The 25,842-nt window shown below is 66.5% G+C and carries 25 protein-coding genes; 11 read left to right on the top strand and 14 right to left on the bottom strand.

What is annotated here, in order from left to right; translation table 11 throughout:
- The first annotated feature begins 121 nt into the window (after positions 1-121).
- Genes AX767_RS15840 through AX767_RS15830 form a run of 3 tightly spaced genes read left to right on the top strand, consistent with a single transcriptional unit; the run spans position 122 to position 3,774 of the window.
- Positions 122-910, top strand: coding sequence for a FadR/GntR family transcriptional regulator (locus AX767_RS15840; protein ID WP_237288478.1), 789 nt, complete (start codon positions 122-124; stop codon positions 908-910).
- Between the two features lie 12 nt (positions 911-922).
- On the top strand, positions 923-1,942 hold the full coding sequence (gene denD, locus AX767_RS15835; RefSeq protein ID WP_068632210.1) for a D-erythronate dehydrogenase: 1,020 nt from the start codon (positions 923-925) through the stop codon (positions 1,940-1,942).
- Positions 1,939-3,774 carry an IlvD/Edd family dehydratase gene (locus AX767_RS15830; RefSeq protein WP_068632209.1) on the top strand — a complete coding sequence of 612 codons (1,836 nt, stop codon included), beginning with the start codon at positions 1,939-1,941 and terminating at the stop codon, positions 3,772-3,774. Before denD ends, AX767_RS15830 begins: the two co-directional genes overlap by 4 nt.
- 174 nt (positions 3,775-3,948) lie before the next feature.
- On the opposite strand, the gene AX767_RS15825 is transcribed toward AX767_RS15830, so the two are convergent.
- Positions 3,949-5,811: a sensor histidine kinase gene (locus tag AX767_RS15825; protein ID WP_068632208.1), complete on the bottom strand. Its 1,863-nt coding sequence runs from the start codon at positions 5,809-5,811 to the stop codon at positions 3,949-3,951.
- Positions 5,812-5,881: 70 nt separating this feature from the next.
- A complete protein-coding gene (locus AX767_RS15820; protein ID WP_068632207.1) occupies positions 5,882-6,571 on the bottom strand; it encodes a response regulator in 690 nt (229 codons plus the stop codon).
- A gap of 156 nt (positions 6,572-6,727) precedes the next feature.
- Between AX767_RS15820 and AX767_RS15815 the strand changes: the two genes are divergently transcribed.
- Positions 6,728-7,018, top strand: coding sequence for a hypothetical protein (locus tag AX767_RS15815; protein WP_068632206.1), 291 nt, complete (start codon positions 6,728-6,730; stop codon positions 7,016-7,018).
- 4 nt (positions 7,019-7,022) lie between these two features.
- On the opposite strand, the gene AX767_RS15810 is transcribed toward AX767_RS15815, so the two are convergent.
- Genes AX767_RS15810 through AX767_RS15780 form a run of 7 tightly spaced genes read right to left on the bottom strand, consistent with a single transcriptional unit; the run spans position 7,023 to position 14,534 of the window.
- Entirely contained in the window at positions 7,023-8,045 is a 1,023-nt protein-coding gene (locus AX767_RS15810) for an XdhC family protein (protein WP_068632205.1), read from the bottom strand.
- A 2-nt stretch (positions 8,046-8,047) separates the two neighbouring features.
- Entirely contained in the window at positions 8,048-8,614 is a 567-nt protein-coding gene (locus AX767_RS15805; protein ID WP_068632204.1) for a CoxG family protein, read from the bottom strand.
- 40 nt (positions 8,615-8,654) lie between these two features.
- Positions 8,655-9,863 carry a vWA domain-containing protein gene (locus AX767_RS15800; protein ID WP_068632203.1) on the bottom strand — a complete coding sequence of 403 codons (1,209 nt, stop codon included), beginning with the start codon at positions 9,861-9,863 and terminating at the stop codon, positions 8,655-8,657.
- Positions 9,860-10,762, bottom strand: a complete 903-nt coding sequence (locus AX767_RS15795; RefSeq protein ID WP_068632202.1) for an AAA family ATPase — start codon at positions 10,760-10,762, stop codon at positions 9,860-9,862. The genes AX767_RS15800 and AX767_RS15795 overlap by 4 nt, the downstream gene beginning before the upstream one ends.
- Positions 10,763-10,772: 10 nt before the next feature.
- Positions 10,773-11,564, bottom strand: coding sequence for an FAD binding domain-containing protein (locus AX767_RS15790; protein WP_068632201.1), 792 nt, complete (start codon positions 11,562-11,564; stop codon positions 10,773-10,775).
- Between the two features lie 20 nt (positions 11,565-11,584).
- Positions 11,585-14,029: a xanthine dehydrogenase family protein molybdopterin-binding subunit gene (locus AX767_RS15785; RefSeq protein ID WP_068632200.1), complete on the bottom strand. Its 2,445-nt coding sequence runs from the start codon at positions 14,027-14,029 to the stop codon at positions 11,585-11,587.
- 10 nt (positions 14,030-14,039) lie between these two features.
- A complete protein-coding gene (locus AX767_RS15780) occupies positions 14,040-14,534 on the bottom strand; it encodes a (2Fe-2S)-binding protein (RefSeq protein WP_068632199.1) in 495 nt (164 codons plus the stop codon).
- Between the two features lie 151 nt (positions 14,535-14,685).
- Here AX767_RS15780 and AX767_RS15775 point away from each other — a divergent pair, with 151 nt between their 5' ends.
- On the top strand, positions 14,686-15,828 hold the full coding sequence (locus tag AX767_RS15775) for a helix-turn-helix domain-containing protein (RefSeq protein ID WP_068632198.1): 1,143 nt from the start codon (positions 14,686-14,688) through the stop codon (positions 15,826-15,828).
- Here AX767_RS15775 and AX767_RS15770 read toward each other — a convergent pair.
- Both AX767_RS15770 and AX767_RS15765 read right to left on the bottom strand, forming a co-directional pair.
- Positions 15,825-16,070: a DUF3297 family protein gene (locus AX767_RS15770; RefSeq protein ID WP_068632197.1), complete on the bottom strand. Its 246-nt coding sequence runs from the start codon at positions 16,068-16,070 to the stop codon at positions 15,825-15,827. The two genes, AX767_RS15775 and AX767_RS15770, sit on opposite strands and share 4 nt — an antisense overlap.
- A 77-nt stretch (positions 16,071-16,147) precedes the next feature.
- Positions 16,148-16,903 carry a TOBE domain-containing protein gene (locus tag AX767_RS15765; RefSeq protein WP_068632196.1) on the bottom strand — a complete coding sequence of 252 codons (756 nt, stop codon included), beginning with the start codon at positions 16,901-16,903 and terminating at the stop codon, positions 16,148-16,150.
- A gap of 104 nt (positions 16,904-17,007) precedes the next feature.
- Here AX767_RS15765 and modA point away from each other — a divergent pair, with 104 nt between their 5' ends.
- The 5 genes from modA (at position 17,008) to AX767_RS15740 (ending at position 20,976) form a co-directional block, all read left to right on the top strand.
- Positions 17,008-17,772: a molybdate ABC transporter substrate-binding protein gene (gene modA / locus AX767_RS15760; RefSeq protein ID WP_068632195.1), complete on the top strand. Its 765-nt coding sequence runs from the start codon at positions 17,008-17,010 to the stop codon at positions 17,770-17,772.
- Positions 17,773-17,775: 3 nt separating this feature from the next.
- Complete coding sequence (gene modB, locus AX767_RS15755) at positions 17,776-18,429, top strand: molybdate ABC transporter permease subunit (protein ID WP_068632194.1); 654 nt, start codon at positions 17,776-17,778, stop codon at positions 18,427-18,429.
- A gap of 1 nt (position 18,430) precedes the next feature.
- A complete protein-coding gene (locus tag AX767_RS15750) occupies positions 18,431-19,120 on the top strand; it encodes an ABC transporter ATP-binding protein (RefSeq protein ID WP_068632193.1) in 690 nt (229 codons plus the stop codon).
- Between the two features lie 57 nt (positions 19,121-19,177).
- On the top strand, positions 19,178-19,876 hold the full coding sequence (locus tag AX767_RS21945) for a TOBE domain-containing protein (RefSeq protein WP_068632192.1): 699 nt from the start codon (positions 19,178-19,180) through the stop codon (positions 19,874-19,876).
- A gap of 125 nt (positions 19,877-20,001) precedes the next feature.
- Positions 20,002-20,976, top strand: coding sequence for an IS5 family transposase (locus AX767_RS15740; protein ID WP_068631210.1), 975 nt, complete (start codon positions 20,002-20,004; stop codon positions 20,974-20,976).
- A gap of 320 nt (positions 20,977-21,296) precedes the next feature.
- Here the strand turns inward: AX767_RS15740 and AX767_RS21415 are convergent, their stop codons facing one another.
- The 3 genes from AX767_RS21415 to msrB form a co-directional block, all read right to left on the bottom strand.
- The gene (locus AX767_RS21415; RefSeq protein WP_156481057.1) at positions 21,297-21,767 is read right to left on the bottom strand and encodes a hypothetical protein; all 471 of its coding nucleotides are present in this window, start codon (positions 21,765-21,767) and stop codon (positions 21,297-21,299) included.
- A gap of 510 nt (positions 21,768-22,277) precedes the next feature.
- Positions 22,278-23,720, bottom strand: coding sequence for an NAD-dependent succinate-semialdehyde dehydrogenase (locus tag AX767_RS15735; RefSeq protein ID WP_068632191.1), 1,443 nt, complete (start codon positions 23,718-23,720; stop codon positions 22,278-22,280).
- 74 nt (positions 23,721-23,794) lie between these two features.
- Positions 23,795-24,304: a peptide-methionine (R)-S-oxide reductase MsrB gene (msrB, locus tag AX767_RS15730; protein ID WP_068632190.1), complete on the bottom strand. Its 510-nt coding sequence runs from the start codon at positions 24,302-24,304 to the stop codon at positions 23,795-23,797.
- 111 nt (positions 24,305-24,415) lie between these two features.
- Here msrB and AX767_RS15725 point away from each other — a divergent pair, with 111 nt between their 5' ends.
- Complete coding sequence (locus AX767_RS15725; protein WP_068632189.1) at positions 24,416-25,840, top strand: MFS transporter; 1,425 nt, start codon at positions 24,416-24,418, stop codon at positions 25,838-25,840.
- Positions 25,841-25,842: the final 2 nt, after the last annotated feature.

Here is a 25,842-nt window from a genome sequence, read left to right as displayed (position 1 = left end):
ACAAACGATGCAGAGAGTTCCGCATCGCAGCCCGCGCAGTATCGACCTGCATTCACTGATCGCTATCAGGGCAAACCGGTACGAGAAAACCCCCGGTGATTTGTATGATGACCTGATAACCGTGCTCAATTCATCCTCTTCCACGCAGGCCCCCGCCTACTCCGAACCGCTCCGTCTGGTGGCCGACCGGCTGTCCGACCGGCTCGCGCTGCGACTGATCGCACAGATCGAATCGGGCGCGCTCCGGCCCGGCGACCGGCTGCCGACCGAGCAGCAACTCGCGACCGCGCACGGCGTTTCGCGCACCGTGGTGCGCGAGGCCGTGCACCAGCTCAAATCGAAAGCGCTTGTGCTGTCTCGCCAGGGTTCTGGCGTCTATGTGGCCCAGACGCCGACCAACCTGCCGCTGGCGTTCGACCCGAGCGTGCTCGAGTCGGTGCAATCGGTGGTGCACGTCGTCGAAGTGCGTCGTGTACTCGAAGGTGAGATTGCCGCGCTGGCTGCCGAACGCGCCACGCGCAGTCAGGTCGCCGCACTGCGCCGCGCACTCAAGGCCATCGACATCGCCGCCGCGGCCGGGCACGACGGCGTGGCCGAAGACCTCGCCTTTCACCGCGTCATCGGCGAGTCGACCGGCAATCCGCAATTTCGATTGCTGCTCGGATTTCTCGAGCAGTACCTGCGCGAAGGCATGCGCATCACGCGCGGCAACGAAGCACGCCGGCTCGACTTCATGGAAGCCGTGCAGCGGGAGCACCGCGCCATCGTCGAGGCCATCGCGGCTCGCGACCCGGTGGCCGCGCGCGAGCACGCGACGCTGCACTTGATCCGTGGCGAAGAGCGGCTGGTCGAAGGCGGAATCATTCACGGCCGACGCCGCAAGGCGGCTGCCAACGCAAGCAAAACCTGAAGGAGAAAATCCATGAAACTGCTCATCACCGGAGGCGGCGGCTTCCTCGGCGCGCGGCTCGCGCGCACGCTGCTCAAACGCGGAACGCTGGCGGGTGAGTCGATCGATCGACTCGTGCTCACCGACATCGCACCGCCGCCGGCCGACCTCGTTGCCGATGCCCGCGTCGAAGCGCGCACCGGGCCGCTCCTCGATTTCACCGACGCGTTGCGCACCGAAGCCTTCGACGGCGTGTTCCATCTGGCCTCGGCCGTGTCGGGCGAGTGCGAGGCCGATTTCGACCTGGGCCTGCGCTCCAACCTGGACAGCACGCGTGCCCTGCTCGACGCACTGCGCGCCAACGTGAATGCCGGCGGCAAGGTGGCGCGCGTGGTGTTCTCCAGCTCGGTCGCGGTGTTCGGCCCCGACCCGGCGGTGCCGCTGCCCAAAATGGTGGCCGACGACACCCTGCCCGCGCCGCAAACTTCCTACGGCACGCAGAAGCTGATCTGCGAACACCTCGTCGCCGACTACACGCGCAAGGGTTACATCGACGGCCGCGCCGCCCGGCTCATGACCGTGACCGTGCGCCCGGGCAAGCCGAACGGCGCAGCCTCGTCTTTCTTCAGCGGCATCCTGCGCGAGCCGCTGGCCGGCGTCGAATCGATCTGCCCGGTGTCGCCCGACGTGTCGCATCCGGTGTCGTCGCCATCCCGCACCGTCGATGGATTGATCGCCGTGTACGAGGCGAGCCGCGAAGACTTCGTCGGCCGCACCGCGCTGAACCTGCCAGGGCTCAACGTCACGGTGCGCGAGATGCTCGATGCGCTGGAAGAAGTCGCCGGCCCGGCAGTGCGCGCACGCGTGCGCTTCGAGCGCGACGAGCGCGTGGCCGGCATCGTCGCCAACTGGCCGAGCGGCGCGACCGCAGCGCGTGCCGCGCACCTCGGCCTGCTGCCACATGAAAACTTCGCCGACATCGTCCGGCAATACATCGACGATTGCCGCGCCGGCCCCAACGCGGCCGAATCCTTGAAGGGAATGACTTCGTGACCAAAACCAAAGCCCCCAATCCGAAGAGCACGCCCAAGCCGCCGCGCAAGCGCGCGCTCAAGCTGCGCTCGCAAGCCTGGTTCGACAACCCGGACAACGCCGACATGACTGCGCTCTACATCGAGCGCACGATGAACTTCGGCCTGAGCTTCGACGAGCTGCAGTCGGGCCGGCCGATCATCGGCATCGCGCAGACGGGCTCGGACATCGCTCCCTGCAATCGCCACCACATCGTGTTGGCCGAGCGGGTGCGCGAAGGCATCCGCGACGCGGGCGGCATCGCCTTCGAGTTCCCGATCCATCCGATCCAGGAAACCTGCAAGCGCCCGACCGCCTCGCTCGACCGAAACCTGCAATACCTGTCGCTGGTCGAAGTGCTGTTCGGCTACCCGATCGACGGCGTGGTGCTCACCACCGGCTGCGACAAGACCACGCCCGCGCAACTCATGGCGGCCGCCACGGTCGACATCCCGGCCATCGCGCTGAATTCGGGCCCGATGCTGAACGGCTGGTACAAGGGCGAGCGCACCGGCTCGGGCACCATCGTCTGGAAGGCGCGCGAACTCATGGCGGCTGGCGAGATCGGCTACCAGGAGTTCCTGAAGCTCGTCGCCTCGTCGGCGCCTTCGACCGGCCACTGCAACACGATGGGCACCGCATCGACCATGAACTCGCTGGCCGAAGCGCTCGGCATGACGCTGCCGGGCAGCGCCGCCATTCCGGCGCCCTACCGCGACCGGCAGGAGATGGCCTACATGACGGGCAAGCGCATCGTCGAGATGGTCCGGGAAGACCTGAAGCCGTCGGACATCCTCACGCGTGCCGCTTTCGAAAACGCGATCGTCGTGAACTCGGCCATCGGCGGGTCGACCAACGCGCCGATCCACCTCAACGCGATCGCCAAACACATCGGTGTCGCGCTCGACAACGACGACTGGGAAAAGCACGGCTACAAGGTGCCGCTGCTGGTCAACCTGCAGCCCGCCGGCGAATACCTGGGCGAGGACTACTACCGCGCCGGTGGTGTGCCGGCGGTGGTCGCCGAGCTCATCGCCAAGGGCAAGATCCAGCCCGCGATGACGGCCAACGGAAAGACGCTGGTCGAGAACTGCGAAGGCCGCTTCACCGATGACCGCGACGTGATCTTCGCGTACGCCAAGCCGATGAAGAAGGACGCGGGCTTCCTCAACTTCAAGGGCAACCTGTTCGATTCCGCGATCATGAAAACCAGCGTGATCACGCCCGAATTCCGTGCGCGTTATCTCGAGAACCCGGCCGACCCGATGGCATTCGAAGGCACCGCCGCGGTGTTCGACGGTCCCGAGGACTACCACCACCGCATCGACGATCCGAAGATGAAGCTCAACGAGCACAGCGTGCTCTTCATGCGCGGCGTCGGGCCGGTCGGTTATCCCGGCGCGGCCGAAGTGGTCAACATGCGCGCACCGGATTACCTGCTCAAGCAAGGCGTCACCGCGCTGGCCTGCATCGGCGACGGGCGCCAGTCGGGCACCTCGGGTTCGCCGTCGATCCTGAACGCGTCGCCCGAAGCGGCGACGGGCGGCAACCTCGCCTTGCTGAAGACCGGTGACCGCGTGCGCATCGACCTGAAGAAGCGCACCGCCAACATGCTGGTGAGCCCGGAAGAACTGGCGAAGCGCCGCGACGCGCTCGAAGCGGCAGGCGGCTACCAATACCCGGTGAGCCAGACACCGTGGCAGGAGATCCAGCGCGCGGTGATCGGCGAACTCTCGGAGGGCATGGTGCTCAAGCCGGCCGTGAAGTACCAAAAGATTCACGCGACCTTCGGCATCCCGCGAGACAACCACTGACATCAGCGCGGCCACGCGTTTTCGGAGACTCCCATCACCACACGCCGTCACTTCGTCAACGCTTTAGGCAGCGCCGTTGCGCTCGGTACGCTGGCGCTGTTGTCGGCGCTCGCGGTCTATTTCGACACAATGCAGCGTTGAAGGACAAGGCCGTGACCGATTCGCTCGCGCTGGTCAGACAGATCGGTTGGACGGCCGAGTACCGATCGGCAGGCAGAGCGTAAAGCGGGTGCCGGCGGCGCTGGAAGCCCAGCGAATCTGCGCGCCGATGGCCTCGGCCCGGCGCCGCTGGTTGCCCAGCCCCTTGCCCTGGCCGACGAGGCTTTCGTCGACCGGAAAGCCCTGCCCGTTGTCGGTGACCGTAACCCACACCTGCGCCCTGTCGACAGCGGTCGCGACGCGGATTTCCGTGGCCTGCGTGTGCTTGATGATGTTGGTGAAGGCCTCCTGAAGAATCCGCAGGATGTGCAACGCGTTGCGCGGGTCGAGCCAGTCGAGTGCCGGCACGTTCACCAGTTCCCAGCGCAGCCGGATGCCGGCGCTTTCCAGGCGGGGCCCGAGCCGGAAGCGCAAGGTGGCGAGCAGCAGCAGCAGGTCGGCCTGCATCGGCTCCATCGAGTCGATCGTCAGCTTCAGGTCGTCGATGCAGCTCTTGAGCACGTCGGCCACCATCGTGCCGTCGATGCGGCCTTTTTCGACTGCCAGCAAGGCGGTGAGGAGCGACGACCCCATGCCGTCGTGCATGTCCTGCATCAGCCGCTGGCGCTCGTTGCTGAGCGTCTGGCGCTGTGCGATTTCGCGCAGACGCTGGTGGCTTTGCAGCAGCTCGTCTTCACGCGCTTGCAGGCGGGTCTGCAAACTCGCATTGGCCTGCCGCACCGCCTCGTTGGCCGCGACGTAGCGGCGAAAGATGACGAACATGAAGATCAGGAACGCACCGAGGTTGCTGTAAGGGCCGAGGTAGATGCTCTCGATGCTGATGTGGTTGTTCTGCAGCATCCAGTCGTACGCGCCCATGAGCAATCCGATGCAGGCCCAGGCGCTCAGCAGCAGGCCATGCCGGGAGCGTGCGCGCCGGGACTGGACCGTGCCGGCACCGACCACGATCGCCCCGCACAGCAATACGGCCGCGTAGACCAGCGGCGCCAGCGCATACGCGTTGAGCCATCGCGAGAACACAGGCAGCGTGAGGATGCCGACGCTCACCGCGACGCCGACGACGACGAGGTTCAACCAGCGCATCGGCCGGCGGTGCAGGTCGTTGAAGAAGTAGTGCGTGACCACCAGCATCCAGTAGAGCGAGTTGATCGTCAGCCAGGTGAACCACGCGTCCGAAATGGGCAGCTTGTCTTCCCCCACGTGGAAATGCAGCGTGCGCACGAACGAGGCGACCGCCATGCCGAAAAACAGCAAGAACACCGTTTCACCGCGCAGCTGGAACCACACGAAGAACGAGAACAGGCCCACCGCGAGGAACGCGGCACTGCTCATGTAGGGCAGTTCGACCTGCAGCAGGTATCGCAGCCGGTAGCGCCAGCTCAGGCCTTGCTCGTGACCCACCCAGACCGACGACAGCCCGCCGCCGGAAGCCTGCGGGCGCTCGATGCGCAGCAGGAGGGTGCGGGGCGTCACCGCGCCAGCGGTGGCGTCCAGTGCGATCCACAACGGAATGTTCGACCCGTTCCAGTACACGTTGGAATGCGACTGGTACAGAAGGCGGCCATCGCCGTACACCGCGATCTGCCCGTCGGTCTTCCAGCGCGGAATGTAGAGGTAGCGTGCATCGCCCGATGCGGGCAGCACCGGCAATTGCAGCCGATACCAGCTCACCACCGTGGGCGGACCTGCGGCGTTTCCATCGTCCGGCGGTGGCAGCAGCAAACGGGGCAGTGCGTGCGGCAACGTGACGGTTTCCCATGAGCCCGGCAGCGCGACATCATCGGCGCGGGCAGGCGGCTGCGCATAACCGCGGCCCGGCACCAGGAGCGTCTGGCCGGTCGTGATGTGCAGTGGCACGTCGGGCGCCGAGACCTGCATTGCCGTCGCCGCTGGAAGCCAGAACGCGGCGCACAACGCCGCCAGACGAATGAGCGGACGCGCGCCCCGCCTAACCATCCAGCAAACCCTGAAGCCGGGCCTCGTAGATGGCTTCGGCCTTGGAGCTCACCACCAGCTTTTTGTAGATCCGCCGCACGAAGGTCAGCACCGTGTGACGCGAGACCGACATCAGGACGGCGATCTCGTCGGAGGTGAACCCCTTGGTGATGTACGCCAGCACTTCATGCTCGCGGGGCGACAACACCGCACGGGACTTCTCGGGCGACGGTTCGGCGACGGCTGGCAGCGATGCCGCCTGTTCCTGGAACCGCATCAGGATCTGGCGCGCGATCAGCGGGCTGATCGGGCTGCCGCCGTGGTGGATGCTGCGGATCTCGGTCAGCATGCTGGACGCCGCGCTGTCCTTGAGCAGGTAGCCCGCCGCCCCTGCTTGCAGCGACTGCATGACGAGCATCTCGTCGCCGAAAGCGGTGTTGACCATGATCCCGCAGTCGGGCCACATCGCATGCGCCGCCCGGATAACGTCGATGCCCGAGCCGTCGGGCAGGCCCAGGTCCACCAGCAGCACGTCGACCGCACCCGCCTCGAGGGCCTGCAGGCCCTGAGCGCGCGTGCTGGCGATCCATTGCAGCACCACATCGGGTGCCCCGGCCGTGGCGTCGCGCAACGCCTGCTGGAACTCGATGTCGTCTTCGACGAGGGCAACGCGGATGCGAGGGGTGTCAGGTTTGTCAGGCATTGGCGAAGGTGCACGTATCGCGCCGCCTCGTGTCACTCGTTATAGGGACAGACAATTCGACACATTTGAGTAACCTCCAGTTTCACATATTACGCAGCACGGCTTGCGTGCCTTTCGCAGGTTTTTGCGGGGCAGTGCACTTCAAGAGGTCAAAAAATGAAACCACTCGCCGACATCAGCCGCGTGGGCTGCGGGGCGTACACCTATGTCGTGGGCACGGGCGCGGGCGCCTGCGTCGCGACGCGGCCCGATGGCGCGTTCGGCATGCTGGAGTTCGGCTCGCTGGAGAGCTGCCTGTCGGACCTCGGCGATGCGTTGCAACCTTACTTCCCGCGGGTCGATCTCCAGTTCGCAGGACGCTCGCTCGGATCGTGTTCGACGACGTCGCTTCGCGGCGCGCCCCACCAGATGGCCGCGCGCATCCGCGAGTCGGGCATCGCGGCGTGAGCCGCTATGCCGACGCGGGATCGCCGTGCAGTGTCTTGGCCAGTGCCACCTCGGTTTCGCGCGGTAGCCTCACCGCATTCTTCACCGCGAGGATTTCCGCCATCACGCTGACCGCGATCTCGGGCGGCGTCTTGCTGCCGATGTAGATGCCGATCGGGCCACGCAGGCGCGCGAGCGATTCGGCGGTCTGGTCGAAGTGCTCGATCAGGCGCTCGCGACGCGACGCCGCATTGCGACGGGAACCGATGGCACCGACATAGAAGGCGTCGGTTTCCAGCGCTTCGAGCAGCGCGAGGTCGTCCAGCTTCGGATCGTGGGTGAGCGCCACGACGCAACTGCGGCGATCGGGGCGAAACGCCGTGACGGCGTCGTCGGGCATCTCGGTGGTGAGCGCCACGCCGGGCAGTGACCAGGCGGTGCGGTATTCGATGCGAGGGTCGCACAGGGTCACGGCGAAGCCGCTGAACTGCGCCATGGTCGCCAGGTATTCGGCCAGCTGGCCGGCCCCGATCAGCAGCATGCGGTACTCGGGGCCGAAGGTGTTGACAAGTTCGGTTGCGCTCACCGACAGCGCATCGGGTGCTGTCGCTTCGGCGAGCGTCACGACGCCATCGTCAAGCGACACAGCGCGCTGCACCATTCGCCCTGTTTCGAGCAGCGACACCAGCGAATCCAGCGACGCTGCATCGGGGTCGTATTCGAGCAGCAGCTCCAGCGTGCCGCCGCAGGGCAGCCCGAAGCGATGCGCCTCGTCGGCCGTGATGCCGTACTTGACGAGCGCAGGCGCACCGCTGGGCATCGGCTCGCCCGCGCCATGCGCGCGGCTGTAGCGCGCGATGAGGTCGTCCTCGATGCAGCCACCCGACACCGAGCCGACCACCGCACCGTCTTCCGCCAGCGCCATGATCGAACCGACCGGCCGCGGCGACGACCCCCAGGTGCGCACGACCGTGGTGAGCAAGGCCCGTCGGCCCGCGCGGCGCCAGTCGCGCAATGTGCGCAGCACCATCACGTCGAGGTTTTCCATGCTCAGTCGGCCTTCTTGCCGAGCCCCATCTTGTGCATGAAGCCGGCCACTGCGCCGGTCTTTTCGGGCGCGGGTGCGGCCATGTCGACCGCGTCCGGCGTGGCGGGCGGCGGCCCGTAGCGGCTTTGCATCTCGGCTTCGAAGCGCTTGAAGAAGTCGTCAGCCGTCGACTTGGCGGCCCCGTCGATCAGGCGCTGGCCGAGCTGCGCGATCTTGCCGCCGACTTGCGCCTGCACGGTGTAGTCGAGCGAGCAACCGTCGGCGCCCGCATCCGCAGGCTTGAGCGTGACGCTGGACGCGCCCTTGGCGAAGCCGGCCACGCCGCCCTGCCCCTCGAAGGTGAGCTTGTAGCCGTCGGGCGGCACGATGTCCGAGAGCATCACCTTGCCCTGGAACTTGGCCGACACCGGGCCGATCTTGAGCGCCAGCGCCACGCTGTAGGTGTTGTCGCCGGTGAGCTCGAACTTGTCGCAGCCGGGGATGCACTTCTTCAGCGTTTCGGGGTCGTTGAGCGCTTCCCAGGCTTGCTGTTGGGTGATGGCGAGAGGGCGGTGGCCGAGCATTTCCATGGGGGTTTCCTTCTTGGTTTCTGGTCGTGGCGTCGGTCGCTCAGCGGCCCGACCGCATCAAGGCCGCGAGGCTCGCGGCCAGTTGTCCGAGGGCACTCAAATTGTGGACGGCGAGCATCGCGTCCGCATGGCGATGCAGCACGCTGGCCCCACGCGCCAACGGGGCATAGCCCTCATAGCGCAGCAGCGGATTGAGCCACAGCAGCCGGCGCGAGTGGCGCTTGAGCCAGAGCAGCTCGCGTTCCAGCAGCTCGGGCTCGCCGGTGTCGAGGCCGTCGCTGATGACCAGCGTGAGGGTGCGCCGGCCGATCAGCCGCCGCGCGTGCAGGCGGTGCAGTTCGGCGAGCGAATCGCCGAACCGCGTGCCGCCCGCGAAGTCGTCGATGGCCGCATTGGCCAGTGCCAGCATGTCGTCCGTGTCGGCAGCGCGGAAGGCCGGCGTCAGATCGGTCAGATGCGAGCCGAAGGCGAACACATCGCGTCGACCCGCGCGGCGCGTGGCGGCATGCAGGAACGCCAGCAGCAGGCGCGCATAACGCTCCATCGACCCCGACACGTCGACCAGCACGAGCAGTGGCAACGGTTCTTCGCGTCGCGCAAGCCGCGGCAGCCGCAGCATCTCGCCGCCCGTGCGCGCGGCGTGTTGCAGCACGCCGGGCCAATGCATGCGCGCGTGCGAACTGACGCCGTTGGCAACGCGCAGCCGGCGCGACGGCACCGTCGGCACCGGCAGCGCGATGTCGCGCGCGAGCCGCTCGACGAGGCGGTATTCGGACGCGCCCAGCGCGTTGAAATCCGCGTGCTTTTGCAGTTGCCGGTCGCTGGCGGTCATCGCCGCGTCGAAGTCGACCTCGCGTTCGGTCTGCGCGGCCTGCATCGGTTCGCGCGGCGCGCTCAGCGCCTCGCGCACGCGGGGTCGGCGCTTGGAAGGCTCGGCTTTTCCCTCGGCGCTCGGCAGCATCTGCGCGAGCAACTTGTTGGCCAGTTCGGGGTCGCGGAACCAAGCATCGAACAGTTCGCGAAACACCATGCGGTCCTGCTCGCGGCTGACCATCACCGCTTCCATGGCGGCGCACATATCCGCGCGTTCATCGACGCCGATCAGCGCCACGGCATCGGTGGCGAGCGCGATGCGAGCCGGGTCGGTGCGCACGCCGGCGCGCCGCAGCGCGCGACCAAAAGCCACGATGTTGCCGCCGAGCTTGCCGGTGCGCGCATCGCCGAGCTGCGAGACGCCGGCGGTGGTCACGGCGCAGCCGCTTCCTCGGGTTGCAGCAGTTCGGTGGCCAGCGCCTGCGTGAGCGCGGCCACGTCGTCGCGCTGCTTGAAGAGGATGCCGGCGGTGTCGACCACCACTTCCGGATCGAGCTCGAGCGTGTCGAGCGCGACCAGCGCCCGCGCCCACTCGACGCTTTCGGCGATACCCGGCGCGCGCTGGAACGTGCCGGCGAACGGCGCGCTGCGCAACTTGCCGACGAACGCCGCCACCTGCGCGGACAGAGCCTCGCCCGCCTCGGGCACTTGGCTGCGCACGATCGTCAGTTCGCGGTCCCGGTCCGGGTAGTCGAGCCAGTGATAGAGACAGCGGCGCTTGACCGCATCGTTGAGCTCGCGCGTGCGGTTGCTGGTGAGCAGCGTGATCGGCGGCACGATGGCGCGCACGGTGCCGAGCTCCGGAATGCTCACCTGGTACTCGCCGAGATACTCGAGCAGGAAGGCCTCGAACGGCTCGTCGGCCCGATCGACTTCGTCGATCAGCAGCACGGCGCCGGGCGCGGGCGTCTGCAAGGCCTGCAGCAGCGGGCGGCGGATCAGGTAATGCGGCTGGTAGACCTCGGCCTCGACGTCGCTTGCCGACCCGCTCGCCTCGGCCGCACGCATGTGCAGCAATTGGGCGGCGTAGTTCCACTCGTAGAGCGCTTCGCGCTGCTCCAGCCCGTCGTAGCACTGGAGGCGCAGCAGCTCGCGCTGCAAGGCGCGCGAGAGCGCCTTGGCCAGCTCGGTCTTGCCGACGCCGGGTTCGCCTTCGAGAAGCAACGGGCGCTGCAACTTCAGCGCGAGGAACACGGCCGTGGCCAGGCGCCGGTCGGCGTGATAGCCCGCTTGCCGCAGGCCTTCGACCACGGCATCGATAGAGGGAAAGGTCATCCGCCCCAGCTTAGCCGAGCATCTGCTTGACAGCGCGTTGCGTGAGCACGCTGATGAGGTTGGCGCGGTACGCCGCCGACGCATGCAAGTCTCCGTTCAGGTCGCCGGATTCGATCTTGACCGCGGCCGCCGACTCGGGCGTGAAGCTCTTCGTGAGCGCCTCTTCCAGGCCCTTGTGCCGGAACACGCCGTTGCCGGCGCCGGTGATCGCGACGCGCACGCCGCTGTCGTACTGCGCGACGAACACGCCGACGAGCGGAAAGTGCGAGGCCTTCTGCCGCAGCTTTTCGTAGACGGCGCGTTGGGGGATCGGGAAGCGGATCGCGGTGATCAGTTCGCCGTCTTCCAGCGCGGTGGTGAACAGGCCCTGGAAGAAATCGTCTGCTGCGATCTCGCGCTTGTTGGTGATCACGGTTGCGCCGGAGCCCAACACCGCGCTCGGGTAGCAGGCGGCCGGGTCGTTGTTGGCGACGGAGCCGCCGAGCGTGCCCATGGCGCGCACCTGGCGGTCGCCGATGCGCGAGGCCAGGTCGGCGAGCGCCGGGTAGGCCGCCTTCACGTCGGCGCTGTTCGCGACCTCGAGGTGGCGCGACATGGCGCCGATGGTGATAGCGCCGGCATCCTTCTGGATGCCGCTGAGTTCCGGCACACCACTCAGGTCGACCAGTTGGTCGGGCGCCGACAAGCGCAGCTTCATCGAGGCCAGCAGGGTCTGTCCGCCGGCCAGCGGCTTGCCGCCCGCGCCGGCCAGCCGGGCGGCGTCGGCGACGGAGGCGGGACGTTCGAGTGTGAAGGCGTACATGGGGTTTATTCCTTCTGTGTTCAGGCGACCGGACGGCCTTGCGTGCTCGCGGCGAGCGACGGGATCTGGGGCTGCTGCGTCGGCGTGGTGCGGCCCTTGTTCATGGCTTCCCATACGCGGTGCGGGGACGCGGGCATGTCGAAGTCTTTCACGCCGAGCGGCGCGAGCGCGTCGAGCACCGCGTTGATCACGGCCGGCGGTGAACCGATCGCACCCGCTTCGCCGCAGCCCTTGGAGCCGAGCGGGTTGTGGGTGCACGGTGTGCTCAGCGTATCGAGCTTGAACATGGGGAAGTCCGATGCGCGCGGCATCGCATAGTCCATGAAGCTGCCCGTGAGCAGCTGGCCGGTCTCGTTGTCGTACACGCAGTTTTCCATCAACGCCTGGCCGATGCCCTGCACCAGGCCGCCATGCACCTGCCCCTCGACAATCATCGGATTGATGATGGTGCCGAAGTCGTCCACCGCGGTGAAGCGGTCGATCGTGACCTCGCCGGTCTGCCTGTCGATCTCGACCTCGCAGATGTGCGTGCCGGCCGGGTAGGTGAAGTTGGTCGGGTCGTAGAACGCCGTTTCGTTCAAGCCGGGCTCCAGCTTGTCGAGCGGATAGTTGTGCGGCACGTAAGCGGTGAGCGCCACCTGCGCGAACGGTATCTTCTTATCGGTGCCTTTGACGGTGAATTCGCCGTTGGCGAACTCGATGTCGGCATCGCTGGCCTCCATCAGATGCGCCGCGATCTTCTTGGCCTTGGTCTCGATTTTGTCGAGCGCTTTCATGATCGCGGTGCCGCCGACCGACAGCGAGCGCGAGCCGTAGGTGCCCATGCCGAACGGCACGCGCCCCGTGTCGCCGTGCACGATGTCGATGTTCTCGACCGGAATGCCCAGGCGTGCCGCCACCACCTGCGCGAACGTCGTCTCGTGGCCCTGTCCGTGGCTGTGCGAGCCGGTGAACACCGTGACGCTGCCAGTCGGGTGCACCCGCACCTCGCCCGCTTCGAACAGACCCGCGCGCGCACCGAGTGCGCCCGCCACGTTCGACGGCGCCAGGCCGCAAGCCTCGATGTAGCTGGAGTAGCCGATGCCGCGCAACTTTCCGTTCTTCGCACTCTCGGCCTTGCGCGCTTCGAGCCCCGACACTTCGGCGAGTTCGTTGGCTCGCGCGAGCAGCGCCGGGAAATCGCCGGTGTCGTACTGCAGCGCGACGGGCGTCTGGTACGGGAAGCTGGTGATGAAGTTGCGCCGGCGGATCTCGTCCTGCGCGAGGTTCATCTCCCAGCCGCAGCGCGTGACGAGTCGTTCGACGAGATAGGTCGCTTCAGGGCGACCCGCGCCGCGATAGGCATCGACCGGCGCGGTGTTGGTGAACCACGCGTCGACCTCCACGTAGATCTGCGGCGTGGCGTATTGGCCGGCGAGCAGCGTGGCGTAGAGGATGGTCGGGATCGCGGTCGAGAAGGTCGACAGGTAGGCACCAAGATTCGCATCGGTGTGCACGCGCATCGCGAGGAACTTGCCATCTTGGTCCATCGCCATTTCGGCGTGGCTCACATGGTCGCGGCCGTGCGCGTCGCTCAGGAAGGCTTCGGAGCGGTCGCCCGTCCATTTGATGCTGCGGTTGAGCTGCTTGGCGGCCCAGGTGAGGCACACATCTTCGGCATAGAGGTAGATCTTCGAGCCGAAGCCGCCGCCGACGTCGGGGGCGATGACGCGCACCTTGTGCTCGGGCAGGCCGAGCACGAAGGCCGTCATGAGCAGGCGCTCCACGTGCGGGTTCTGGTTCGACACGTACAGCACGTATTCCTCGGTCGCCCGGCTGTAGTTGCCGATCGCGACGCGCGCTTCCATCGCGTTCGGGATGAGGCGGTTGTTGATCAGGTCGAGCTGGGTGACGTGCGCGGCCGTCGAGAAAACCGAGTCGACCGCGGCCTTGTCGCCCAGCGTCCACTTGTAGCACTGGTTGTCAGGCGCCTCGTCGTGGATGGTGACGCCGCTGGCCTTTTTCGCAGCGTCGCCCACGCTCACCAGCGCCGGGTGCACGTCGTAATCGACGACCACCGCTTCGGCTGCGTTCTTCGCCTGTTCGACCGTCTCGGCCACGACCATCGCGACGTGGTCGCCGACGTAGCGCACCTTGTTGATCGCGAGGATCGGGTGCAGCGGCTCCTTCATCGGTGTGCCGTCGGGGTTGTTGATGAGCCAGCCGCAGGGCAACCCGCCCATCTTTCCTTCGATGTCCTTGCCGCTGAAGATGCCGACGACGCCGGGCATCTTCATGGCTTCGGCGATGTCGACGGACTTGACCGTGGCGTGCGCGTGCGGCGAGCGCACGAAGATGCAATGGGCCTGGTTGCCCATCGTGATGTCGTCGGTGTAGTTGCCGGCGCCGGTCAGGAAGCGGTAGTCCTCCTTGCGGCGGATCGATTCGCCGATATGTGGCAGCGTTGCGAAGTCGGGGGCGCCCATGTCGTTCCCCTCAGGCCGTGACGGCCGACTTGGCCGGTGCGGCCAGCATTGCTTCACCGCCCATCTGCACGGACTTGACGATGTTCTGGTAGCCCGTGCAGCGGCAGATGTTGCCGTCGAGCAGCGCGCGGATTTCGGTCTCGCTCGACCCGGGGTGGTAGGTGCACAAGTCGATGGCGCTCATCACCATGCCCGGGGTGCAGAAGCCGCATTGCAACCCGTGGCACTCCTTGAAGGCGGCCTGCATCGGGTGCATGGTGCCGTCGGCCTCTGCGATGCCCTCGATGGTCGTCACCTCGGCGCCGGCGACCTGGGCCACCAGTACGTTGCATGACTTGATCGCGCGCCCGTTCACATGGACAGTGCAGGCGCCGCACTGGGCGGTGTCGCAGCCGACGTGGGTTCCCGTGAGGTGGAGGTGCTCGCGGATCGCGTGCACGAGGAAGGTGTTGGGCGGCGCGTCGACCGTGACGTCGCGGCCGTTGACCGTGAGCTGGACCTGCATGTGGCTGTCTCCTGCAATGGGTGATGGCTGTTTCCGGCGAACTGCATCTTCGGCGTCGGTCGGGGGCCTCATCCTAGGCAAAACCCTAGACGCTTGCGCCCCGGCTTTGAAATTCTCAAAATGAAACAGCGCCCGAAAAAAAGAACCCCCGATGCTGTCGCCCTCCCCCCTCTTGCCGCCGATCCCGCCCGAACGCAGCGCCGTGATCGCACAGGCGCGTCGCGCGCTGCTCGACCACGACAGCGCCGCCAGCGCGGCGCCCATGCGCATCGAACCTTTCATCACCCGCTCCTGGCAACGCTGCCTGTCGGCGGGCCGCCAGCCCCGACAGCGCATTGCGTTCGATGCGGTGTCGGTGGCGGAGGCAAAGCGTGCGGCCCTGAACAGCCATGACCTGGTCACCGCAGCCCGCCCAGTGCTCGACCGGCTGGCGCGCGCCATTGCGGCGACCCGTTATTTCGCGATCCTGACCGACGCGCGCGGCGTCGTGGTCGATGTTCGCGGCCTGCCGGCGAATGCCGAACGGCCTGCCGTGGACATTGCGCGCATCGGCGTCGATCTGTCGGAGCGTGCCGTCGGCACCACCGCCATCGGCGCGGCGCTGGCCGAATTGCAGCCGGTGTGGCTGCACCGCGGCGAACATTTCTTCGACGACACCCGCCACTACAGCTGCGCCGGTGCGCCGCTGTTCGGGCCCGATGGCCGCTGCGTCGGCATGCTGGACCTGACCGGCGTCAACGTGGTCGAACGGCCCGAGCTCAAGCACCTGGCGGCGCTGTCGGTCCGCAGCATCGAAAACGCGCTGGTGCTGCAGCGGCCACACGCGCTGCTGGTGCGCCTGAACTGGCCCGGCTATGGCGGCAGTGCCGAGTCCGAAGGCCTGCTCGGCCTGGACGAGGAAGGCCACGTCACGGGCAGCAACGCTGCGGCACGGGAGATGCTGCAGCCCGCGCTGGCCGGGCCGGCGACCTCGGCACGCCTGCATGCGAGCGACCTGTTCGCGTTGCCGTGGACGATGCTGTGGGACGCTGCGAGACGCGGTGATGGCGCCGTGCTCGAAGTGCCGCTTTGGTCAGGTCTCAGGCTGCAGGCCAGGCCACAGATGGCGCGCGAAGGCGCAAGCGACCCCGAGACTACGGCGATGCGTCCGCCGCCTCGCTTGCGCGACGTCGAGACCGCGCTGATCCGCAAGGCGGTCGACGAGGCACGCGGCAACGTCGCCGAAGCGGCGCGCGTGCTCGGCATCAGCCGGGCGACGGTGTATCGCAAGCTGGCGCGCGGTGGCCGCAACTAACGGTAAAACGCCTCGACTTTGCCCTTGATCTTGATCAACAGCGGCTTGCCCTTGCGATCGAGCGTCTTGCCTGCAGGCACCTTGACCCAGCCTTCGCTCACGCAGTATTCCTCCACGTCGAGCCGGTCTTTGCCGTTGAAGCGGATGCCGATGTCGTGCTCGAAAACGGCAGCCACATGGTGCGGGCTGCGCGGATCGATCGACAGGTGATCGGGCAGCGGCGGCGCGGATGAAGTGTCCATGGTCGCGGGAGCTTGTGGCGTGTCGTTCATGAATTCGTTTCCTTGATGGCCTCTATTTTGAAGCCGATCGGGCGCACTCAGCCCGGCAGTGCCACCACCACCGCCGCTTCGTCCACGCTCGCAGCCACGCGCTGCCGCGTGCGCAAGCCGCTGCTGCTGGCCGCGAAGCCGACGAGTTGCTGCGCCCCTGCCAGCGCGACGACGATTTCGTCGCCGTTCTCGCCGCGCGTCACCTTGGTCACCGTGCCCACCAGATGATTGCCGCGTCGCCGGGGCCGCTTCTCGACAACCTCGGCCCGCTCGATCTGCACGGCCGTCGCCTTGCAGAGTGCGAGGGCCACCATGCCAGTTGCAAGACCCAGCAGCTCCGAGCTTTCCTGCGTGATGCGGGCGGTCATGTGCTCGCCGCCGGGCAGCATGAGGTGCACGCGCGAGACGCGGCCGGTCACCTCCAGGGCCTGCACCATCGCCGGCAGCTGGTTGCGCATGCTGGTGCGGATCGAGAGGCTCGCCACCGCCGTGGCCGCTCCGCCAGCGCGCGCCTGCACCGCGCGACGCGCCAGGTCGTGCGCGTCGGCCAGTTCGAGCAGCTGACGGCCGTCGGGCGTGAGCGTCGCTCCGCCGCCGCCCGCGCCACCCACCGCCCGCCGAACGAGCGGCACGCCGGCCAGATTGGTCAGCGTGGCGATCGCCTGCCACGCCGCCTTGTAGCTGATCGCCGCGTCACGTGCGGCTTGCGAGATGCTGCCCGTGCGGCCGATGCCGCGCAGGATGTCGATGCGCTTGTCGCTCATGCCATGGCCGAGCGCGTCGCCAAAACGGGGTGCTGTCATTGCTGGATTGTGCAGTCCTTGCCTGCACGTCAACGCCGACAGGACGCCCCCGGCTATCATTCGCTATTCCATCAATGAATAGCGAACTGAAAGAACCACCGCCCATGCCGAGATCTCCCAAATGGCTGCGTTCGGCGGCCGTCGTGACAGCCTTTTCCCTCAGTGGTGCTGCGCTGCATGCGCAGGAACTGGTGGTGTCGGCCGCAGCCAGCCTGACCAACGCCTTCCAGGCCGTTGGGAAGGCTTTCGAGCAGAGCAAGCCGGGCGCCAAGGTCACCTTCAATTTCGCCGCTTCAGGCCCGCTTCTCGCTCAGATCCAGCAAGGCGCGCCGGTCGACGTATTCGCCTCGGCCGACCAGGAAACCATGACCCGTGCGGCCACCGCCAGGCTGCTCGACGACGCGACCCGCGTCGACTTCGCGCAGAACACACTGGTCCTGATCGTGCCTGCCGCCGCCGCGCAGACACCCAAGCGGCTGAGTGACCTGACGGGCCCGAGCTACGCCCGCATTTCCACGGGCACACCGGCCACCGTGCCGGTCGGCCGCTACACGGTCGGTGCGATCGAACTGGCAGGTCTCACTGCAACGCTGCAGCCGAAATGGATCTATGGCGAGAGCGTGCGCCAAGTGCTCAATTACGTGGCCCGCGGCGAGGTCGACGCCGGCTTCGTGTACCGCACCGACGCGTTGATCGAACCTGACAAGGCCCGCATCGCGCTGACTGTCCCGACCACCACACCCGTGAGCTACCCGATCGCGCAGATCGCCACGAGCAAGAACCCGGCGCTGGCGAAGGACTTCATCGCCTTTGTGCGCAGCGTGCCGGGCCAGGAAGTGCTCCAACGCTTCGGCTTCTCCAAGCCCTGACCCTTGCTCACGCCGCTCTGGCTCACGCTCAAGGTCGCGTTGCTCGCCACGTTGTTGGCGGGGGCGGTCGGCATCGCGCTGGGCTGGTGGATGTCGCGCCGGCGTTTCGCCGGCAAGGACGTGGTCGATGCGGTGTTGCTGTTGCCGATGGTGCTGCCGCCCACGGTGATCGGCTATTACCTCATCGTGCTGATCGGCCGCAACGGCGTGTTCGGCCAGTACCTCGATCGCTGGTTCGGCATCAACCTCATCTTCACCTGGCAGGGCGCGGTGATCGCGGCGTCGGTCGTGTCGCTCCCACTCATCTACAAGGCGGCACGCGCGGCCTTCGAAGAAGTCGACGGCCAGTTCGCGAGCGCGGCACGCACGCTCGGCGCGGGCGAGGCGGAGGTGTTCTGGCGCATCGCGCTGCCGCTCGCGGTGCGCGGCATCGCGGCCGGGCTGATGCTCGCCTTCGCGCGCGCGATGGGCGAGTTCGGCGCGACGTTGATGATTGCGGGCAACCTGCCTGGCAAGACCCAGACGCTGTCGATCGCCGTCTACGAAGCGGTGCAGGCAGGCAACGACAAGCTCGCACTCGAACTCACCGCGGTGATCTCGGTCGTGTGCGTCGTGGTGTTGGTGGTGTCGGGCCGTCTGCTGCAGGCCAGGCACTGACATGACGCCGCCCTCGCCTTCGCTTGACATCCACATCCAGCTCGCGCTGCATTCGCCGGGGCGTGACTTCAAGCTCGATGCGCAGTTCATGTCGAGCGCACGCCGCACCGCGCTGATCGGCCCGTCCGGCTCGGGCAAATCGACCTTGCTCAAGGCCGTGGCCGGCCTGGTGCCCGGCGCGCGCGGCCATGTGCGCGTCGGCGCCGAAGCACTGCTTGACAGCGCGCGCCAGGTCGACTTGCCCGCACGCGAACGTGGCATCGGTTTCGTGTTCCAGGACTACGCGTTGTTCCCGCACATGACGGTGTTTCAGAACCTGATGTTTGGCGTGCATCGCCTCGGCACCCGCGCGACCGACGCCGAGCGTCAGCGCGTGGCTGCCTTGCTCGAACAGTTCGATCTGCTCGTGCTGCGAGACGCGCGGCCGCGCCACCTTTCCGGCGGCCAGCGTCAGCGCGTGGCACTGGCCCGCGCACTCGCACCGCAGCCGCGCCTGCTGCTGCTAGACGAGCCGCTCTCGGCACTCGACATTCCGCTGCGCGAGCGCCTGCGCAGCGAACTCGCCGAGATGCTGGACCGCGTGCAGGTTCCAGTGCTGCTGGTCACGCACGATCCACAGGATGTCAGTGCGCTGACGCAGGCAGCGATCCATCTCGACCACGGCCGCGTCGTCCCTCCAGCGATCGCCTGAAAGACCTCGATGCGCCGGCTTCGCCTTGTTCTCGCGCCCCTGATCATGCTGGTTGCAATGGCCACATCGCTCGGCCAGACCAGCACGCAGATCGACATCGCGGGGGCGGTGCAACGTCCGCTGCAATTGAACGCCGCCGCGCTCGCCGCCTTACCAGCGGCCGATATCCTCAGCGTCGTGCAGACACGCGGCGCCGCCGGCAGCGAAACGAAGAGCACGGTGCGGGGCGTGAGATTGACCGCACTCGTCGAGCAGGCCGGCCTCGTGCTTCGCGACCACAACGACTGGAAGAAGCGGGTCGTCATTGACACGGCAAGCGATGGCTACCGCGCCCTCTTCTCCTGGCCAGAACTCAAGAACACGCCTGTCGGCGACGGCGCGCTGGTGCTGTTCGAGCGCGACGGCCAGCCACTCGACGAGCGCGAAGGCCGCATCGCGCTCGTGTCCACCATCGATCGCCAACCCGGCCCGCGCCGAGTGCGGAATCTCGTGCGCGTCGAGGTCCGCTCCAATCGATTGATCAACTCGTCTTCAAAGGAGAACACCCATGAAAATCAGCGCCCGCAACATGCTCCCCGGCACCGTCGTCTCGATCGCGGGCGGCCCGTCACGACCGAGGTCACGCTCAAGATCGCACCGAAGGTGCAGATCGTGGCAAGCATCACCACCACGTCGGCCGATGCGCTGAAACTGCTCGAGGGCGGTCCGGCCTACGGATTGATCAAGGCATCGAGCGTGATGATCGGGACGGACTGAGCTGTGTGTTGGCTGCGCCCGGGCTGAGGCCGGTGGGGCAGTGCCGTTGCTCAAATCCAGATACGACCGCTCTAGGGATGGTCTGCACAAGTCCACCGGTTGCCGCCAGTGATCGTTGAACACAGATGAAGCAAATCAGCCTTGGCGCCAGCGGGTTCGAACTCTCCAGCAAGAGAACGCGCAAGCGCGACTTTCTCGACGAGATGAACCTGGTGGTGCCTTGGGCCGAGCTGGTCGGGCTGATCCAACCCCACGCACCCGCTGGCAAGACCGGCAGACCTCCCTTTGCCGTGGAAACCCTGCTGCGCATCCACTTCATGCAGCAATGGTTCACCTTGTCGGACCCGGCCATGGAAGAAGCCTTGTACGACGTGCCCCTCTACTGCGAGTTTGCGCGGCTCGATCCCGGCATGAGCCGCCTGCCCGACGAGAGCACCATCCTCAGATTTCGTCACCTGCTTGAAGCCCACGGCCTGGCCTTGCAGATCATGGCGACGGTCAACGCCATGCTCACCCAGCGCGGCCTCTTGCTCAAGAGTGGCACCGCCGTCGATGCCACCCTCATTGCCGCACCGAGCTCCACCAAGAACAAGGACGGCTTGCGCGACCCCGAGATGCACCAGACCAAGAAGGGCAACCAATGGCACTTCGGGATGAAGGCGCACATCGGTGTGGATGCCGACTCTGGCCTGGTGCACACGGTGATCGGCACGGCGGCCAATGTGAACGACGTGACCCAGGCCAACGCATTGCTGCACGGGCAGGAGTCGTCGGTTCACGGGGATGCGGGCTACCAGGGAGCGCACAAGCGTCTTGATGCCCGGCAAGACCTGACCTGGCACATCGCCATGCGACCGGGCAAGCGAAGGATGCTGGACAGGACAGCCGAGATCGACGCGCTGATCGACAAGGTCGAGCAGCTCAAGGCCAGCGTGCGCGCCAGGGTGGAGCACCCGTTTCGGGTGATCAAGCGGCAGTTCGGCCATGTGAAGGTGCGATACCGGGGGCTGGCCAAGAACACGGCGCAATTGCACACGCTGTTCGCGTTGAGCAATCTGTGGATGGCCAGGGGCAAGCTGATGCAGGGCGCACAGGGATGAGTGCGCCTGGAAGTCGGGGAATCGCCCGAACTGAGCTCGCCAAGGGCAATCTACGCGGGGAGCGGTCAGGTAAACACACAAAAATCAGCCGCCAGCTTCACGTCGCTTGAAGTTCACGCCGCCTGTCGCTCGCGGCGCAGGTTGTGCAGACCATCCCTAGCGGTCGTCGGCGGTGGGCCCTAAGCGGAGATTGCTGGCTCAAGAAAACGGACGTTTCCTCGAACCACCTTTCACCGCGCTACGGCGACTGCATTCCTGGCTCTTGGATGTTCGCACGCGCGCGCTCTTGCCATCCCGGAGGCGCCCCTATAAGACCTCTCCTAAGGCAACTTGTCTATCAATTTCCATTTGCCTTTTTCGGTACGGACCTCCCAATCTTTGCCGTTTCGACTTCGGTGAGGACTAATTCCACCCGCGCATCCACCGCCTGCACCCATTGGCGTTTTGCAGAACTCTATTCTTACGTATTCGCCGTCATATTCCACACTCTCGCGGTTGCACGCCGACGGGAGGGGGTAGAACTCAGCGACTTCCTGTACGTGAACCCACTCGGTAACTACCCCTTGCTCAGGTTCGGCGCGGTAGACCTTGCAATCTTTCAGACCTATCAAAATAGGCTCGCCTTTCCCAGCCTTGTTTAGTCGGACGAGATTTTCTCCAAAGGGATTTTGCAAGAGGAGAATTCGCTCCCTATCTTCATTACTAAGCTTCAATTTCTCAATGTTGTCGGTGCACCCCGCCATCAGGATAAAAGACAAAAGCGCTTGAAGTGTTTTCTGAAAATGCTTCATAGGTTATTGACAACATCGCACGCCAAACAAAAAGGTTTATTGGCAGACCAAGCCGGTTTACTGCAGCGCCAAGGGCTGCTTCTGGCCGATTGCAGCTGTCCACAAATTTCTTCGCTACGCCGTTCGAGCACCCACTACGCATCCATGGCTGAGGGTGGCGGGTGGCCCCTGTAGAGAAATAAAGGAGGAGGCCGCAGGCCGGGGGACATTCGCGGAAGGGGCCACCTGCCAACCTCGGCCCCCCCCTGCATCGTTCTCAACATCCCGAGTGAAACGAAATCGAGTTGAAAGCTAAGTGCGCAAGCGGAACGGGCGCTGCCGCCCGTTTTCATTCGAATCTCACGCGCCGATCGTCACCGTGTCCAGCAGGCCAGTGAGGCTGTGCAGCCTGCCAGCGTCGAGCGGCACGAAGTCTGCGCTCTGGACCCATGGGGTGAAGGAATGATCGTTTCTACAGGCGCGCGTCGATGACGCGGGCGGTCGTGCTGGGCGCCGAGCGGCGCCCACGCGTCACACGCCCATGATCGACACCGACTTGGTGACGAGGTACGACTCGAGCGCTTCCGGGCCGCCCTCCGAGCCATAGCCCGAATCCTTCACGCCGCCGAAGGGCATTTCCGGCGACGGCGTGGCCGGCTGGTTGATCCACAGCATGCCGAGCTCCAGGCGCTGCGCCAGGATGTGCGCGTTCTTGATCGAGCCGGTGAACGCGTAGCCCGCCAGGCCGAACGGCAGGCGGTTGGCTTCGGTGATGGCTTCGTCGAGCGTGTCGAAACCGCGAATGGCCGCGACCGGACCGAAGGGCTCGTTGTTGAACACATCGGCGTCGAGCGACACGTTGGTGATGACGGTCGGCGCGAAGAAGTTGCCGGCACTGCCGACGCGTTCGCCACCGGTCGCGATGGTCGCGCCCTTGCTGCGCGCGTCGTCCATCACCTTGGCCATCGCGGTGATGCGGCGTGCGTTGGCGAGCGGGCCGAGCGTCGTGCCTTCGGTGAGGCCGTCGCCGAGCTTCAGGCTTTCGGCGTGCTTGACCAGCGTCTGCGCGAACTCTTCGACCAGGCTGTTGTGCACGAGGAAGCGGGTGGGCGAAATGCAGACCTGGCCGGCGTTGCGGAACTTGGCCGCACCGGCGGCCTTGACCGCGAGTGCCACGTTGGCGTCTTCCGCGACGATCACCGGGGCGTGGCCGCCGAGTTCCATCGTCACGCGCTTCATGTGCTGGCCGGCGAGTGCGGCCAGTTGCTTGCCGACCGGCGTCGAGCCGGTGAAGGTGACCTTGCGGATGATCGGGCTGGCGATGAGGTAGCTGGAGATTTCGGCCGGGTCGCCGAACACCAGGCCAACGGTGCCGGGCGGGATGCCAGCATCCACGAAAGCCTGCAGCAGCGCGGCGGGCGATGCGGGCGTTTCTTCCGGGGCCTTGACCAGGAACGAACAGCCGGTGGCGAGCGCCGCGCCGAGCTTGCGCACGATCTGGTTGATCGGGAAGTTCCACGGCGTGAACGCGGCGACCGGACCGACCGGCTCCTTCAGCACGAGCTGCTGCGCGGCGAGGTTGCGCGAGGGCACGATGCGGCCGTACACACGGCGGCCTTCGTCGGCGAACCATTCGATGATGTCGGCGCCCGCCATCACTTCGACGCGCGCTTCGGCCAGCGGCTTGCCCTGCTCCTGCGTGAGCAGGCGGGCGATGCTGTCAGCCCGTTCGCGCAGCAGCCCGGCGGCTTTGCGCATGGTGGCGGCGCGTTCGTTGGCGGGGGTGTTCTTCCACTTGTCGAAACCGCGTTGGGCCGAGGCCAGGGCGCGGTCGAGGTCGGCGATCCCGGCATGCGCGACGCGTCCGATGCGCTCGCCCGTCGCCGGGTTCAGCACGTCGAGGGTCTTGCGGCTGGCGGCATCGCACCACTCGCCGTCGATGAGAAGTCGGGTGTCGGAGTAAGAACTGGTCATGTCGGTGTGTCCCGGGCTGGTTGCAAAAAAGTGCCCTGACTTTACCGGCGACCGCGGCTGGCCGCGACAACCGGCTACGAAAGCACTACCGGCGGTGCGGTGCCCGGCGCGAACGTCATGGCCAGCCCATTCATGCAGTAGCGCAGGCCGGTCGGCTTGGGCCCGTCGTCGAACACATGGCCGAGATGCCCGCCGCAGCGGCTGCACAGGACTTCATCGCGGCTCATGCCGAGGCTGTTGTCCGCCGTCTTCTCCACCGCCTTGCCGATCGGCGCATAGAAGCTCGGCCATCCAGTGCGGCTGTCGAACTTGGCAGCCGACGAAAAAAGCGCCTGCTTGCAGCCTGCGCACGAGAAGGTGCCGGCGCGCTTTTCCTTGTCGAGCGGGCTCGAATAGGGCCGCTCGGTACCGGCCTGCCGCAGCACCTCGAACTGGTCGGGCGTCAGCATCGCCTTCCATTCGGCTTCGGTGCGGGTGACTTCGTAGGCCTTGGCCGCCTGCGCGAGCGGCGTGAACAGAAAGCCCGACAGCGAACCCAAACCGGTTGCAGCCAGGGCGGCGGTGAAAACTCTGCGTGGAATCATGTGGTGTTCTCCGTTTGAATGCACCCTTGCTGTACGCGCGCAAGGGGTATCGGGATTCAGGATCGCCTCTTTTAAATGCCCTCGCAAGTGCCGTCCCATAATGACCTTGACATGACGACAGCCACCAGCGATATCCCCGCCCGGCTCGACCGGCTGCCCTGGTCGCGATGGCACTGGCGGGTCGTGATCGCACTCGGCGTGGCCTGGGTGCTCGACGGCCTGGAGGTGACGCTGGTCGGCTCGATCGGCGCGGTGCTCGAACGCGCCGACACGCTCGCGCTGAGTGCCGGCCAGATCGGCTGGTCGGGCTCCATCTACATCGCCGGCGCGGTGATCGGCGCCCTGCTCTTCGGACGGCTCACCGACCGGCTGGGTCGCAAGAAGCTCTTTCTGGTCACGCTGGTGGTCTACACCGTCGGCACGCTCGCGACTGCGTTCTCCACCGACTTCGCATTCTTCGCGCTGTGCCGCTTCGTCACCGGGCTGGGCATCGGCGGCGAATACGCGGCGATCAATTCGGCCATAGACGAGTTGATCCCGGCGCGGGTGCGTGGCCGCGTGAACCTCGCGATCAACGGCAGCTTCTGGGTGGGTGCGGCGCTCGGCGCAGGGCTGAGTCTCGTGCTGCTCGATCCGCACGTGCTGGGCCCCGTGTGGGGCTGGCGCGCGGGCTTCGGACTCGGCGCGGTGCTTGCCGTCGCGATCCTGCTGGTTCGGCGCGACGTGCCCGAGAGCCCGCGCTGGTTGATAGCGCACGGCCGCGCCGACGAGGCGTTGCGCATCGTCGAGCGTATCGAGGCCGAGGTGATCGCGCAGCACGGTGCGCTGCCGCCCGCCGCCGGACGCTCCGCGATCGGCACGCATGGCAGCCCCTCGATGCGCGAGGTGGCGCGCGTGCTGCTGCACCGCTACCGGCAGCGCAGCATCGTCGCGATGGCGCTGATGGTTTCGCAAGCCTTTTTCTACAACGCGATCTTCTTCACCTACGCGCTGGTGCTGACGCGCTTTCACGGCGTGGCGGACGCGCGGGTCGCGCTCTACATCTTTCCGTTCGCGCTCGGCAATGTGCTCGGGCCACTGCTGCTCGGCCCGCTGTTCGATCGCGTCGGGCGACGCAAGATGATCGCGCTCACGTATGTGCTGTCGGGCGTCGGCCTGGCACTCACCGGCTGGGCCTTCATGCTCGGCTGGCTCGATGCGATGAGCCAGGCCTTGTGTTGGTCGGCGGTGTTCTTTCTCGCCTCGGCGGCGGCGAGCTCGGCCTACCTCACGGTGAGCGAGGTGTTCCCGCTCGAGATGCGCGCGCTGGCGATCTCGATTTTCTACGCGGTTGGCACTGGCGCGGGCGGCTTCGCGGCGCCCGTGTTGTTCGGCATGCTGATCGAGACCGGCAGCCGCAGCGCGGTGATGGTGGGCTACTGCATCGGTGCGGCCCTCGTGATCGTCGCAGGACTGCTGGCCTTGCGCTGGGGCGTCGATGCCGAGCGCAAGCCGTTGGAGGAAGTGGCGCCGCCGCTCGGCGCCGGCCCGCCCTGAGA

It is taken from the genome of Variovorax sp. PAMC 28711 (genome assembly GCF_001577265.1).
Classification (GTDB): domain Bacteria; phylum Pseudomonadota; class Gammaproteobacteria; order Burkholderiales; family Burkholderiaceae_C; genus Variovorax.
The sequence above is the reverse complement of the archived record's forward strand: the minus strand, read 5'-3'. Positions and strand labels throughout refer to the sequence as shown.